A 12,930-nucleotide genomic window follows, 5' to 3' on the forward strand; every position below is an offset into this window, starting at 1 on the left:
GTGGGGCGTGGGGAAAATGTTTTGGTGTTCTGGGGGGTTGAGCGGCATTCTTAGGGGGCTTCCGGGGAGATCCCGGGAGGGTGGAGAATTGCCGGAGTATTTCCTCGTAGTTCAACGGCGGAACGCCGCGCTGTTAATGCGGATATCCAGGTTCGAATCCTGGCGGGGGAGCGGCACAGACGGGTAAGGAGGTGACCCGGTGAACGTGCTCGTGCTGAACGCGTCGTACGAGCCCTTACAAAGGGTGGACCTGCGGCACGCCATCCGCATGCTGGTGCGCGAGGTGGCGGTCGTCGAGGAGGCGGAGGAGGGGCGGACCTTCGGCCGCTTCCCGGTGCCGCGGGTCCTGCGGCTCGTCCGGTACGTCGCGATGCGCTGGCGGCACGGCCGGCGCCCGCCGTGGAGCAAGCGCGGCGTCCACCTGCGCGACCGGGGGCGCTGCTGCTACTGCGGCAGGCGCGGGAACACGATCGACCACGTCCGCCCGCAGTCGCGCGGCGGCGGCGACACCTGGGAGAACACCGTCCTGGCGTGTGGGAAGTGCAACAACCGCAAGGGGGACCGGACGGTCGCCGAGGCCGGGCTGCGGCTGCTGTCGGAGCCGCGGGTGCCCCGCTGGGAGGAGCTCGTGGGCGCGTGACCGGGCCGGGCCGCCGCAGGGCGGCCCGGCCCCGGGCGTCTCGTCCCGTGTAGTCCACGCGTGACCCTGTGTGCTTATCTGAGATTTCCGAAGCGTCTGAGGCTGAATGGGCGATTGTGGTAATGTGCCGCCAATCTTGAGCTTTGTTATCTAGGAGAGATCTGTGGCGGCCCTCGATCCAGGCGGCAGGACGGCGCGTACGTCGCGCAAGCGCACGGTGGCGCGGCGCCTGACCGCGCTCGCCCTCGCGGTGGGCGTGTCGGCGGCGCTGCCGCCGGCGTCCGGGAGCGCGGCGCGGCTCCCGCAGGAGCCGAAGGATCTGAAGAAGGAGTACGCGAAGCTCAAGGCGCGCTCGGAGAAGCTGTCCAAGGAGTACCGGGGCGAGCTCGTCTCCCTGGAGGAGGCGAAGAAGTCGGCCGTGCGCGCGGGCGCGGACGCGGTGAAGGCCGACCGCGAGTACGACGCCGCCCGCGAGGGCGTCGCCCGGCTCGCCTCCACCACGTACATGACCGGCCGGCTCGACATGATCCCGATCATCTCCGCGGCCGAGCCGGGCGCCGCCGTCCACGACGCCGCCGTCATCGAGCACATCAGCCGCAACAACGGCCGCCGCATCAAGAACCTCCAGGCGCTCACCACCAGGGCCGCGCAGTCGCACGAGACGGCGAAGAAGAAGCTGGAGGCCGTCGAGAAGGAGATCGACGACCTGGAGAGCCAGCGCACCCGCGTGAAGAAGCTGCTCGCCAAGTACAAGCCCGAGGTGACGAAGGCGCCCGTCAGCGGCGGCGGGCGGCCCGACGGGGTCAGCGGCGCCAAGTCACCGATCGTCGGCAACTCGATGACCGCGCGGATGCGCACGGTGCTGCTGGAGGTCGACGGCAAGTTCGGCCCGTTCCCGACGATCGGCTGCGCCCGCCCCGGCGACCCGCAGGACCACGGCTCCGGCACCGCCTGCGACTTCATGGAGAGCACCGGCGGCAAGATGCCGAGCGCCTCCGCCCAGGCGCACGGCGACCAGGTCGCCCAGTACGTCATCGACAACGCCTCCCGCCTCGGCATCAAGTACGTCATCTGGAAGCAGCGCATCTACGACATGCGCGGCAGCGGCGGCTGGCGCCAGATGGAGGACCGCGGCAGCATCACCCAGAACCACTACGACCACGTCCACGTCTCCGTCCTCTGACCCCGCCCGGGCGGCGATCATCGCGCGCTCGGCCCGCCGCACGCCGTGTTCCGCGGCGGGCACTCCGCGGCGGTGCCGGGCATCCCGTCCGCTGCGAACTGCTCGGCGGCGGGCCGGCCGGAGGGGTCGCCGCGTCCGACCGCAGCTGCGCGGCCGGCCTGCGCTACTGATCGCCGAGGTCGACGACGGCGCCCTCGGCGGCGGAGCGGGCGGCGGCCTCGATGACCTCCAGGCCCGTGATCGCGTCGGCGAGGGTCGTCGGGGGCGGGGCGCCGTCCCGGATCGTGCGCAGGACGCCCGCGTAGAAGTCCTGGTAGGCGCCCGGAGCGGTCGGCTCGGGGGACGTCTCGCCGGGCGTGCCGAGGAGGCCGTGCGAGTCCGGGCCGGCGACGCCGTAGCCGGGGTCCTTCGGGGTGAGGCCCGCGTGCAGCTGCGCCTCCTGCGGGTCCATGCCGGAGACCGTGTAGGACGCGCGGCCGCCGAGCACCCGGAGGCGCGGGCCCAGCTGGGCGGCGGTCGCGCTCATCCACAGGTGCGAGCGGACGCCGCCGCGGTGGGTGAGGGCGAGGAACACGTCGTCGGGCGTCGCGGCGCCGCGGCGGCGCGTGTCGATCTCGGCGTAGACGCGGGCGGGCCGGCCGAACAGGGTGACCGCCTGATCGATGAGGTGGGAGCCGAGGTCGAACAGGATGCCGCCCGCGTCGCGGGGGTCGGTGCTCTCCTTCCAGCTCTCCTTCACCTCGGGCCGCCAGCGTTCGAAGCGGGACTCGAACCGCTGGACGTCGCCGAGGGCGCCGGAGGCGATCAGCCGGGTCGCGGTGACGTAGTCGCCGTCCCACCGGCGGTTGTGGTACGGGAACACCGGCAGCCCCCGGACGGCGCTGAGCGCGGCGAGCGAGCGGGCGTCCGCGGCGGAGGCCGCGACCGGCTTGTCCACGACGACGGGGACGCCCGCGGTCAGCGCCGACCGGGCCAGCGGGACGTGCTGCCGGTTCGGCGCGGCGACGACGACGAGGTCGTAGCCGCCCGGCGCCCCCCACAGCCGGTCGGCCCGGTCGACGATGTCCGCGTCCGGGTACCGCTCCCGCGCCGCCCGCTGCCGCTCCGGCGCGCGGGTGACGATCGCGGCCAGCCGCAGCCCGGGCACGGACGCGATCAGCGGGGCGTGGAACACCGAGCCGCCGGTGCCGTATCCGATCAGCGCAACACGCAGGTCCATGCCCCGATCATGACCGATGGCGGGTCCGCCGCCGGGACGCGGGGGTGCCGGGACGTGCCGCAGTGGCCTGGGCCACGTAGGATTTCAGGCGGGTTCTGGCGATAGAGGGGGACGCGTGCCCAAACCAGTGCTGCTGACCGTCGACGACGATCCGGGGGTGTCCCGGGCCGTCGCGCGGGACCTGCGCCGCAGGTACGCCGAGTCGTACCGGATCGTCCGGGCCGAGTCGGGCCGGCAGGCCCTGGACGCGCTGAGCGAGCTGCGGCTGCGCGGCGAGGACACCGCCGTGCTGCTCGCCGACCACCGGATGCCCGGGATGGACGGCGTGGAGTTCCTGGAGCACGCGATGGACCTGTTCCCGTTCGCGCGCCGCGTCCTGCTCACCGCCTACGCCGAGACCGACGCGGCGATCCGCGCGATCAACGACGTCGACCTCGACCACTACCTGCTCAAGCCGTGGGATCCGCCGGAGGAGAAGTTCTACCCGGTGATCGACGAGCTGCTGGACGCGTGGGCGCGCGCCGACCGGCGCCCGCCCGGCGAGCTGCGCGTGGTGGGGCACCGCTGGTCGTCGCGCTGCTACGAGGTCCGCGACCTGCTCGCCCGCAACCAGGTGCCCTACACGTGGCTGATGGACACCGACGAGGAGGGCGCCGAGCTGATCGCCGCCGCCGGGTCCCCGGAGCTGCCGCTGGTGGTGAAGGCGGACGGCGGCACGCTGTCGGCGCCGTCCGACACCGAACTGGCCGCCGCGATCGGGCTGTCCAGCACCCCGTCCACCGGGTTCTACGACCTGATCGTCGTGGGCGGCGGGCCGTCCGGGCTCGGCGCGGCCGTGTACGGCGCGTCGGAGGGGCTGAGGACGGTCGTCATCGAGCGGCACGCCCTCGGCGGGCAGGCCGGGCAGAGCTCCCGCATCGAGAACTACCTCGGCTTCCCCGACGGGGTGACCGGGGCGCAGCTCGCCGACCGGGCCCGCCGGCAGGCCGGCCGGTTCGGCGCCGAGCTGCTGCAGGCCGGGGAGGTCATCGCGCTGGAGGCGCGCGGCACCGCGCGGGTGGCGCGGCTGTCGGACGGCACCGAGATCGCCGCGCACGCGGTCATCCTCGCGACCGGCGTCTCCTACCGGCGCCTCCAGGCCGAGGGCGTGGAGGACTACGTCGGCCGCGGCGTCTACTACGGCGCCGCGCTCACCGAGGCCCCGGAGTGCAAGGACGAGGAGGTCGCCATCGTCGGCGGCGCCAACTCCGCCGGGCAGGCCGCCGTGTACCTCGCCCGCTACGCGCGGAAGGTGCACATCATCGTCCGGGCGGACGGCCTGGAGCGGTCGATGTCGCACTACCTGATCGAGCAGATCGAGGCGACGCCCAACATCGAGGTCCACACCGGGAAGACCGTGTGCGCGGCGGAGGGCGCCGACCGGCTGGAGCGGCTCACGTTCGCCTCCCCGGCGGGCAAGAAGACGATCGACGCGCACTGGCTGTTCGTGTTCATCGGCGCCGAACCGGGCACCGCGTGGCTGGACGGCTTCGTCGAGCGCGACCCGCGCGGCTACGTGCTGACCGGGCCCGATCTCGTCGCCGGGGGACGCCGCCCCGCGCGCTGGCCGCTGTCCCGCCAGCCCTACCACCTGGAGACGAGCGTCCCCGGCGTGTTCGCCGCGGGCGACGTCCGCGCCGAGTCGATGAAGCGCGTCGCCTCGGCGGTCGGCGACGGCGCGATGGCCGTCGCCCTCGTCCACCGCTATCTGGAGCAGGCATAGGAGCGGGCATGAACACGGCATCGCCGGAGGAGCTGCGGGGGCTGTTCCTCTTCGAGTCCCTCGACGAGGGGAAGCTCGGCTGGCTGTCGGAGTGCGGGACGGTCGAGGAGTTCCCCGCGAACGGCGTGATCTGCGCGCAGGGCGACCCCGCGGAGTTCCTGTACGTGCTGCTGGACGGCGAGATCGTGATGACCCAGACGGTGCGGGGGCACGCGGTCGAGGTCAGCCGGACGGCCCGTCCCGGCACCTACGGCGGCGCCGTGCAGGCCTACCTGGGCGACAAGATCGAGCAGAAGTACCAGCACACCCTGCGGGCGACCGGCCCGGCGCGGGTCTTCCGGCTGCCGGCCCGCAAGTTCTCCAAGGCCGTCCGCCAGTGGTTCCCGATGGGCGCGCACCTGCTGGAGGGCATCTTCTTCGGGATGTCCAACGCGCGGCGCATCGTGGACCAGCGGGAGCGGCTCACCGCGCTCGGCACGCTCACCGCCGGGCTCACCCACGAGCTGAACAACCCGGCCGCGGCGGCGGCGCGGGCCAGCGCCGAGCTCGGCGACCGGCTGCTCGCCGCGCAGCTGACGCTCGCCGACCTCGCCGCGCGGGGCGTCGACTGCTCGCACCTGAGCGCCCTCGTGTCGCTGCGCCCGGCGCTGCCCGCCCCGCCGGGCGGCCGCCGCAGCCCGCTGGAGGTCAGCGACGCCGAGGACGAGCTCGGCGACTGGCTGGAGGAGCACGGCGTCGGCGAGGCGTGGGACCTCGCGCCCGGCCTGGTCTCCGCCGGCATCGGGATCGAGCAGGCCGAGGAGGTCGAGGGCGCGGCCGGCGAGCACCTCCCGGCGGCGATGCGCTGGCTCGCCGAGGTGCTGGAGGTCGCGCAGCTGCAGGCGGAGATCTCCGACGCGATGGGCCGCATCACCGCGCTGCTGGACTCGGCCCGCCAGTACTCCCAGCTCGACCGGGCCGCCTACCAGCGCGCCGACCTGCGCGAGCTGCTGGACAGCACGCTCACGATGCTCAAGCGCAAGTTCGGGCCGGACGTGACGGTGAAGGTCGACTACGACGAGTCGCTGCCGCCCGTCCCGGTCTACGCGGCGGAGCTGAACCAGGTGTGGACGAACCTGATCGTCAACGCGCTGCAGGCGATGCAGGGCTCGGGCACCCTCACCGTCCGGACCGCGCGGGAGAACGACCACGCGCTGGTGGAGATCGGCGACACCGGGACCGGCATCCCCGAGGAGAACCTCGACCGGATCTTCACGCCGTTCTTCACCACCAAGCCGGTGGGGGAGGGCACCGGCCTCGGCCTCGACATCTCCTGGCGCATCGTCGTCGGGCGCCACGGCGGCGACATCCAGGTGGTGTCCTCCCTGCCGGGCGACACCCGCATCCAGGTACTGCTCCCGCTGACCGGGCCCGACACCGCCGACCCCGCCTCCTAGGACCGGCCCGGACTACTCGAACAGGTCCGGCTGCTCGCGCGTGATCTGGTCGTAGAGCGGCTGGTAGTTGATCCAGCCGACCAGGTCGTTGCCGATCTGCTCGTGGGTCAGGACGGCGTTGTCGTGCTCGATGGGCACGACCTCGCCGGCGGCCTTGGCGAGGAGCTGCACCTGGCAGGAGCGCTCCATCGTGATGAACCACCAGGCTGCCGCGTCCACGGTGTCGCCGACGGTCAGCAGGCCGTGGTTGCGCAGGATGACGGCCTTGTGGCCGCCGAGGGCCGCGGCGATGCGCTTGCCCTCCTCCAGGTCGGTGACGACGCCGGTGTAGTCGTCGAACAGGCCGTGGTCCTGGTAGAACGCGCACACGTCCTGGGTGATCGGCTCCAGTTTCCGGCCGAGCGCGGAGATCGCCCGCCCGTGGGTGGAGTGGCTGTGCGCGGCGGCGACCACGTCCGGGCGCGCCTGGTGCACCTGGGAGTGGATCGCGAACGCGGCCTCGTTGACCGGGTAGCGGCCCTGGACGACCTTGCCCTCGTGGTTCACCAGGATCAGGTCGCTGACCTTGATGTGCTTGAACGACATGCCGAACGGGTTGACCCAGAAGTGGTCGGTGCGCTCGGGGTCGCGGGCGGTGATGTGCCCCGCCACGCCCTCCTCGAAGCCGAACTTCCCGAAGATGCGCAGCGCGGCCGCCAGCCGCTCCTTGCGGTGCCGGCGCTCGTCCTCGACGTCGTCGAACGAGGGCGGCAGCCGGAAGATCAGGTCGGTCGGCAGCTTCTCCAGGAACTCGTCCTCATCGGACATCGGTGCGACTCCTCAGGCTCGTCTTCCCCCCACCGAACACCATCGCTGCGGTGCGCGGCTAGACCGGAGCGGTCCAACCGCCCCGCGCCCGGTTGTCCGGACGGGACAACCGGCACGGCAGAATGCAGGGATGGAGGTGGGCACGGGCGACCGGTTCCTGCGGCTGCTGATCGAGCACGGCGGCGACCCGGTGGTGCTGGAGGCGACGGTCCGCGCCGCGCGCGGGCGGTCGGATCTCGTGGCGGCGCTGCCGGAGGAGGAGACCCGCCGGCACGTCCGCGCCCTCGTCCAGGGGGTGCTCGCCGCGCTGGAGGACGGCGGGCCCGGAGCGGGCGTCCTCGCGGCGGCGGAGCGGCTCGGCTCGGACCGGGCGCGGCAGGGCGTGCCCGTCGCGGCGTTCCTGGACGGCTTCCAGGCGGGCCGCGCCCACCTCGTCCGGATGCTCGTCGCGGAGGGCCGCCGCCTGGAGGTGCCGGACGCCGTGCTGCTGGACGGCGTGACCCGCATCGACGAGATCACCACCGCGCTCGTCCACCGGATGGTCCACGCGCACCGGGTCACCGAGCTGGAGATGGCCCGGACCGCGCGGGAGGCCCGCGGCCAGCTGCTGCGGCAGCTGCTGCACGGCGAGGCCGTCCCGGTCGGCGCGCCGCTCGACGCGGCCGCCGCGTACCACTGCGTGGTGTCCGACGTCAGCGACCCGGCGGTCGCGGCGCGGCTGGAGGCCGAGCTGACCGCCGCCGGGCCCGGCCTGTGCGGGCTGGTGGACGGCCGGTTCGCCGCTCTCGTCGCCCGGCTGCCGGAGCCGGCGCCGGGTCCCGCGCGGCCCGGTCCGCTGCTGGTGGCCGCGCCGCCGGTGCGCCCCGCCGAGATCGCGCCGATGTACGGGCTGGGGCGCCGGGCGCTGCGGGCGGGCGCCGGCGCCGGGCTCACCGGCATGCGGGAACTGGCCGACCTCGCGCTGCTCACCGCCACCGAGGCCGAGCCTGAGCTGGGCGGCCTGCTCGCCGCCGCGCTGCTGTCCGGCCTCGACCGGGACGACCCCTTCCACCGGGAGCTGGCCGAGACGGCGCTGGCCTATCTCGACCACGGCGGCCGGATCGAGCAGGCGGCGGCGGCCCTGCACGTCCACGGCAACACCGTCAAGTACCGGATCCGGCGGCTGCGGGAGCTGACCGGCGGCCCGCTGTCCGACCCGGCGGGCGGCGCCGCCGTGGCGCGCACCGCGCACTGGTGGTGGGCCCTGCACCGGTGGATCGCCGAGACCACGGGATGATCGGTCCCGGGCATGATCGAGTGACGAGAGCGGAGGAACGGGTGACGGCACCGAAGATCGGCACGGTGATGTGGCCGATGCAGTCCTGGCCCGAGGCGGGCGAGCTGTGGCGGCGCGCCGAGGACCTCGGGTTCCGGCACGCCTGGGTCTACGACCACCTCGCCTGGCGGGGCACGACCCCCTGGTACGACGCGTACACGACGCTGGCCGCCGCCGCGGCGGTGACCTCGCGGATCCGGATCGGCACCATGGTGACCTCGCCGAACTTCCGGCATCCCGTCCCCACCGCGCACGCGATCAAGACGATCGACCACGTGAGCGGCGGGCGCGCCACCATCGGCATCGGGTCGGGTGGCACGAGCCGCACCTCCGACGCGGGCGTCCTCGGCGGGGACGCGTGGACGCCGGGCGAGCGCGCCTCCCGCTTCGCCGAGTGGACGGAGCTGCTGGACCGGCTGCTGACCGGGCCGGAGACGACCTTCGAGGGCGCGTACTACACCGCGCGGGACGTCGTCGAGGAGCCCGGCTGCGTCCAGCGCCCCCGGGTGCCGTTCGTCATCGCCGGGGACGGGCCGCGCGGCATGCGGGTCGCCGCCCGGCACGGCACCGGCTGGGTCACCGGCGGCGGCGCCGGGGACGGGGAGCCGCACGACGCCGTCCGCACCCGGCTCGCCGCGCTCAGGGCGGCGTGCGAGGAGGAGGGCCGCGAACTCGACGACCTGATCTTCATGACGGGGTTCACCGACGAGCCGTGGCTGGAGTCGCCGGACGCGTTCGCCGACCTCGCGGGACGCTACGCCGAGCTCGGCATCACCGAGATCGTGCTGCACTGGCCGCGCCCCGGCACGCCGTGGGAGGCCGACATGAAGGTGTTCGAGGCGATCGCGGCCGAGTACGGGCAGGCGCGCTGATGCCGTTCGTGCTGCTCGGGTTCGCGATTGCGTTCGAGGTGACGGCGACGCTGGCGATGCGGGCCTCCGAGGGGTTCACGAGGCTGTGGCCGTCCCTGATCGTGGTCGCCGGGTACCTGGTCTCGTTCGTGTTCATGGCGAAGGCGCTGACGTCGCTGAACGTGGGCCCGGTCTACGCGATCTGGTCGGCGCTCGGCACGATCGGCGCGTTCGCGGGCGGCGTCCTGCTGTTCGGCGAGCAGCTCAAGCCCCTCACGATCGCCGGCGCGGTGATCATCGTGATCGGGGTCGTCGTGATGAACCTCGGCGGCGGCGTCCACCAGGGCTGACCCGCCCCGGCGTCAGGCGGGCTCGGAGAGGGTGCTGATGCGCTGCTGCTCGAGCTGCCCGCCGATCAGCTCGGTCGGCGTGCAGCCCGACAGCGCGCGGAACTCGCGGTTGAGGTGGGCCTGGTCGTAGTAGCCGCAGGCGAACGCGGCCTCGGCGAACCCGGCGCCGCCGGTCAGCAGCTCGACCGCGCGGCGGAAGCGCAGCACCCGCGCCATCACCTTGGGCGGCAGCCCCGCCTGCTCGCGGAACCGGTTCGTCAGGTGCTTGCGGCTCCAGCCGACGTCGGCGGCGAGGTCGGCGACCGAGACGGCGGGGTCGCCGTCCAGCAGCCGCCACGCCCGCGCCACCTCCCGGTCGGGGACGGGGCCGGCGTCCAGGCGGCGCAGCAGGAAGGCGTCCAGGATGTCGAAGCGCGCGCCCCAGGACGGGGCGGCGGCGAGCCGCTCGACCAGCGCGTCCGCGCCCCGGCCGAGCAGGTCGGGCAGGTCGACCGCCGCGTTGGTGAGGTGGGCCATCGGGACGCCGAGCAGCGTGTAGGCGCCGAGCGGCGTCACGTCGAGCTGGATGCCGCGCTGCCCGCCGGGGCTCACGTACATGCCGTGGCCGTCGTGCATCCCCGCGACGAACGACCCGTACTCGCGGTCGCGGACGCCGGGGTCGGGGACCTCCAGGTACAGCGGCGTGCCCAGGTTGATGATCACGACGGTGGTGCGGGTGGGCAGCGTGCGCATCCGGGTGGGGACGGCGGCCGTCTCCCAGTAGCCGTCGTAGGAGCGCAGGAACGGGCGCAGCGCGGGGTGCGGGCGGCCCTGCGCCAGCCACCAGCCGTCCCGGTCGGTCAGCTCGACCGGCCTGTCGCTCATGCCTCCCAGTCCTACCACGCGGGCCCGACAGGGCCGGGGCGGAACGGGACTACTCGTACACCTGCCCGCACACCGCGATGCGGGCCAGGTCGTCCCAGGTCATGGTGGTGATCGTGCGGACGTAGGAGCGGGCCGGCGGCTCCCCGGGCCGGGGCGGCAGCGGCACGCGGGCGCCGTCGGCGGCGTCCCAGCCGCCGAGGCTGCCGGCGACCGCGCACTCCAGGTACGTCGCCGGGTCGAAGTTGTACCAGCGGGCCGGGGTGGCGCGGGCGCCCGAGCCGGGCGGGCGGGGCGCGTCCACGCCGAACCGCGCCTGCGGGCCCGGCGGGTGGACGAGGAAGTCCTCCAGGTCGGCGATCTGGGACAGCAGGACCCGCTCCCAGTCGGCGTACCCGTCCGGCTCGGCGCCGGGCAGCGAGAGGTCCTTGACGCTCCACGCCGGGTCGACGTCGGCGGGCGGGGTGGTGGACGCCGCCGCGAACATCGCCGCCACGTCGTCGGGCTCCAGCCGGACCTGGTCACTCAGCGGAGCGCTGACCTTCCACAGGGACCGCAGGAACGCCGACAGCGACCAGGACGCGGCCCGCGCCTCCTGGCCGAGGTGCAGGAACACCAGGTACAGGTCGCGGTTGGTGCGGACGGCGGGGCCGGGCGGCCCGTCGACCCAGTACGACTGCTTGTGCTGGACGCCGCTCTCCATCGCCAGGACCTGCGCCAACGCCGAGATGCGCGAGTCGTGGGAGGCCACGTGGAAGGTGTTCCCGAGATCGTCCTGGCGCATGACGTCCCACGTCTGCATGCGGCTCCCTCACAGGTCGCGGTGCGGTCTCCACGGCCCCCGCTCAGAAAGTGTCCCATTCCAGGACCCGACCACCAGTAGTGGCCATGTCACTTTCCGGACTCGAAGTCGTGACTTTCCGCTCATGTAATACGCGGCCGCGCCGCCGCGCCGGTCCGTTCAGAGCTTGGAGCGGTGGACCACCTGGAGCTCGGTGAAGCCGTAGAGGCCCCACGGCCCGTTCTCGACGCCGACGCCGCTCCACTTGAAGCCGCCGAACGGCTGGTGCGGGGCGAGCGCCAGGTGGGTGTTGACCCAGGCGGTGCCGCACTCCAGCCGCCCGGCGATCTCGGCGGCCCGGTCGGCGTCGGTGCCCCACACCGAGCCGGACAGCCCGAAGTGGGTGCCGTTGGCGCGGGCGAGCGCCTCCTCGACGTCGGTGTACTTCACGATCGGCAGCGCGGGGCCGAACTGCTCCTCGTCCACGATCCGGGCGCCGTCCTCGATGTCGGCGAGGATCGTGGGCTCGAAGAAGTAGCCGGGGCCGTCGACGGGCCTGCCGCCCGCCGCGGCGCGGGCGCCGCCCGCGATCGCGTCGGCGACCAGCTCCGACACCCGCTCGTACTGCGGCCTGTTGTTGATCGGCCCGTACTGGACGCCCTCCTGCATGCCGTCGCCGACCTTGGCGGCCTTCGCCCGCTCGGCGAGGGCGTCGACCACGTCGCCGTAGAGCGCCTCGGGCACGTACACGCGCTTGATCGCCGAGCAGACCTGGCCGTTGTTCTGGAACGCGGCGCCGAACAGCCGGTCGGCGACGGCGGCCGGGTCGGCGTCCTCCAGCAGGATCGCCGGGTCGTTGCCGCCGAGCTCCAGCGTGACGCGCTTGAGGTCGGGGGCCGCCGCGGCGGCGACCCGCTTGCCGGTCGCGACGCTGCCGGTGAAGCTGATCTTGCGGGGGACGTCGTGCGCGGTCATCCAGGCGCCGAGCTCGTCGCCGCCGGTGACGACGTTCAGCACGCCGGGCGGCAGGACGTCGCGCAGCACCTCGCCGAGCTTCAGGCTGGACAGCGGGGTGAACGGGGACGGCTTGAGGACCATCGTGTTGCCCGCGAGCAGCGCCGGCGCGATCTTCCACACGCCGAGCAGCAGCGGGAAGTTCCACGGGGTGATCGCGGCGACCACGCCCATCGGGCGGCGGACGACCTCGACCAGCGCGTTCGCATCGTCCTGGATCACCTCGCGGGGCAGCTCCAGTTCGGCGAAGTACTTCAGCCAGACGCCGGCGCCGACGACCTCCATGGTCGCGTCGGCGAGCGGCTTGCCCTGCTCCAGGGTCAGGATGCGGCCGATCTCCTCCGACCGCGCGAACATGACGTCGGCCGCCGCGAGCAGCGCCTTGCGGCGCACCGACTCGTCGCGGCGCCACTCGGCGCAGGCGTCCCGCGCCGCGGCCATCGCCGCGTCGAGCTGCTCCCTGGAGGCGTCGGGCGCCTGCTCGGCCACCTCGCCGGTCGCCGGATTGATCACCCCGAAGGTGCCGGGCGCGTCCACGGCCGCGCCGCCGATGGTCATCGAGAAGGTCTCGGACACCGTTGATCCTCCGCTCAGGGGGTTACCGAACGAGATTCAGTATTCACCTTCGCCGCCCGTCTGACGAGGTCCCGCGCCCCGGAACCGGCCCGGAACCGGCGGCGGACGCGGCCAGGGGGCCCGTCGGGTGGCCGG

General features: G+C 73.6%; 12 protein-coding genes and 1 tRNA gene. 8 read left to right on the plus strand and 5 right to left on the minus strand.

Translation table 11 applies throughout. The features are described 5' to 3' along the window. Window positions 1–100 precede the first annotated feature (100 nt). The 3 genes from E1284_RS31295 (at window position 101) to E1284_RS31305 (ending at window position 1,823) form a co-directional block, all read left to right on the plus strand. Window positions 101–171 (plus strand) — tRNA-Asn (locus E1284_RS31295). 28 nt (window positions 172–199) lie between these two features. After that, complete coding sequence (locus tag E1284_RS31300; RefSeq protein WP_131943763.1) at window positions 200–640, plus strand: HNH endonuclease; 441 nt, start codon at window positions 200–202, stop codon at window positions 638–640. A gap of 163 nt (window positions 641–803) precedes the next feature. After that, window positions 804–1,823 carry a coiled-coil domain-containing protein gene (locus tag E1284_RS31305; protein ID WP_243714854.1) on the plus strand — a complete coding sequence of 340 codons (1,020 nt, stop codon included), beginning with the start codon at window positions 804–806 and terminating at the stop codon, window positions 1,821–1,823. Between the two features lie 163 nt (window positions 1,824–1,986). Here E1284_RS31305 and E1284_RS31310 read toward each other — a convergent pair whose 3' ends face one another. Further along, entirely contained in the window at window positions 1,987–3,042 is a 1,056-nt protein-coding gene (locus tag E1284_RS31310) for a Gfo/Idh/MocA family oxidoreductase (RefSeq protein ID WP_131943764.1), read from the minus strand. Between the two features lie 115 nt (window positions 3,043–3,157). Between E1284_RS31310 and E1284_RS31315 the strand changes: the two genes are divergently transcribed. Continuing rightward, complete coding sequence (locus E1284_RS31315; protein WP_243714855.1) at window positions 3,158–4,804, plus strand: FAD-dependent oxidoreductase; 1,647 nt, start codon at window positions 3,158–3,160, stop codon at window positions 4,802–4,804. A gap of 8 nt (window positions 4,805–4,812) precedes the next feature. After that, the gene (locus tag E1284_RS31320) at window positions 4,813–6,240 is read left to right on the plus strand and encodes an ATP-binding protein (protein WP_131943766.1); all 1,428 of its coding nucleotides are present in this window, start codon (window positions 4,813–4,815) and stop codon (window positions 6,238–6,240) included. A 12-nt stretch (window positions 6,241–6,252) separates the two neighbouring features. Here E1284_RS31320 and E1284_RS31325 read toward each other — a convergent pair whose 3' ends face one another. Further along, window positions 6,253–7,047 (minus strand): class II aldolase/adducin family protein, encoded by a 795-nt coding sequence (locus E1284_RS31325; RefSeq protein ID WP_207924054.1) that lies wholly within the window; start codon window positions 7,045–7,047, stop codon window positions 6,253–6,255. A gap of 130 nt (window positions 7,048–7,177) precedes the next feature. Here E1284_RS31325 and E1284_RS31330 point away from each other — a divergent pair, with 130 nt between their 5' ends. The 3 genes from E1284_RS31330 to E1284_RS31340 are packed head-to-tail and all read left to right on the plus strand — an operon-like array spanning window position 7,178 to window position 9,563. After that, the gene (locus E1284_RS31330) at window positions 7,178–8,323 is read left to right on the plus strand and encodes a helix-turn-helix domain-containing protein (protein ID WP_131943767.1); all 1,146 of its coding nucleotides are present in this window, start codon (window positions 7,178–7,180) and stop codon (window positions 8,321–8,323) included. Window positions 8,324–8,364: 41 nt separating this feature from the next. After that, window positions 8,365–9,234, plus strand: a complete 870-nt coding sequence (locus E1284_RS31335; RefSeq protein ID WP_207924055.1) for an LLM class flavin-dependent oxidoreductase — start codon at window positions 8,365–8,367, stop codon at window positions 9,232–9,234. Further along, a complete protein-coding gene (locus E1284_RS31340; protein WP_131943769.1) occupies window positions 9,234–9,563 on the plus strand; it encodes a DMT family transporter in 330 nt (109 codons plus the stop codon). The genes E1284_RS31335 and E1284_RS31340 overlap by 1 nt, the downstream gene beginning before the upstream one ends. A gap of 12 nt (window positions 9,564–9,575) precedes the next feature. On the opposite strand, the gene E1284_RS31345 is transcribed toward E1284_RS31340, so the two are convergent. The 3 genes from E1284_RS31345 to E1284_RS31355 all read right to left on the minus strand — a co-directional run bounded on the left by E1284_RS31345 (window position 9,576) and on the right by E1284_RS31355 (window position 12,795). Then, window positions 9,576–10,427 (minus strand): helix-turn-helix domain-containing protein, encoded by an 852-nt coding sequence (locus tag E1284_RS31345; RefSeq protein ID WP_131943770.1) that lies wholly within the window; start codon window positions 10,425–10,427, stop codon window positions 9,576–9,578. A 49-nt stretch (window positions 10,428–10,476) separates the two neighbouring features. Beyond that, the gene (locus E1284_RS31350) at window positions 10,477–11,226 is read right to left on the minus strand and encodes a hypothetical protein (RefSeq protein ID WP_131943771.1); all 750 of its coding nucleotides are present in this window, start codon (window positions 11,224–11,226) and stop codon (window positions 10,477–10,479) included. Between the two features lie 159 nt (window positions 11,227–11,385). Then, the gene (locus E1284_RS31355; protein WP_243714856.1) at window positions 11,386–12,795 is read right to left on the minus strand and encodes an aldehyde dehydrogenase family protein; all 1,410 of its coding nucleotides are present in this window, start codon (window positions 12,793–12,795) and stop codon (window positions 11,386–11,388) included. Window positions 12,796–12,930: the final 135 nt, after the last annotated feature.

The organism is Actinomadura bangladeshensis, from assembly GCF_004348335.1.
Classification (GTDB): domain Bacteria; phylum Actinomycetota; class Actinomycetes; order Streptosporangiales; family Streptosporangiaceae; genus Spirillospora; species Spirillospora bangladeshensis.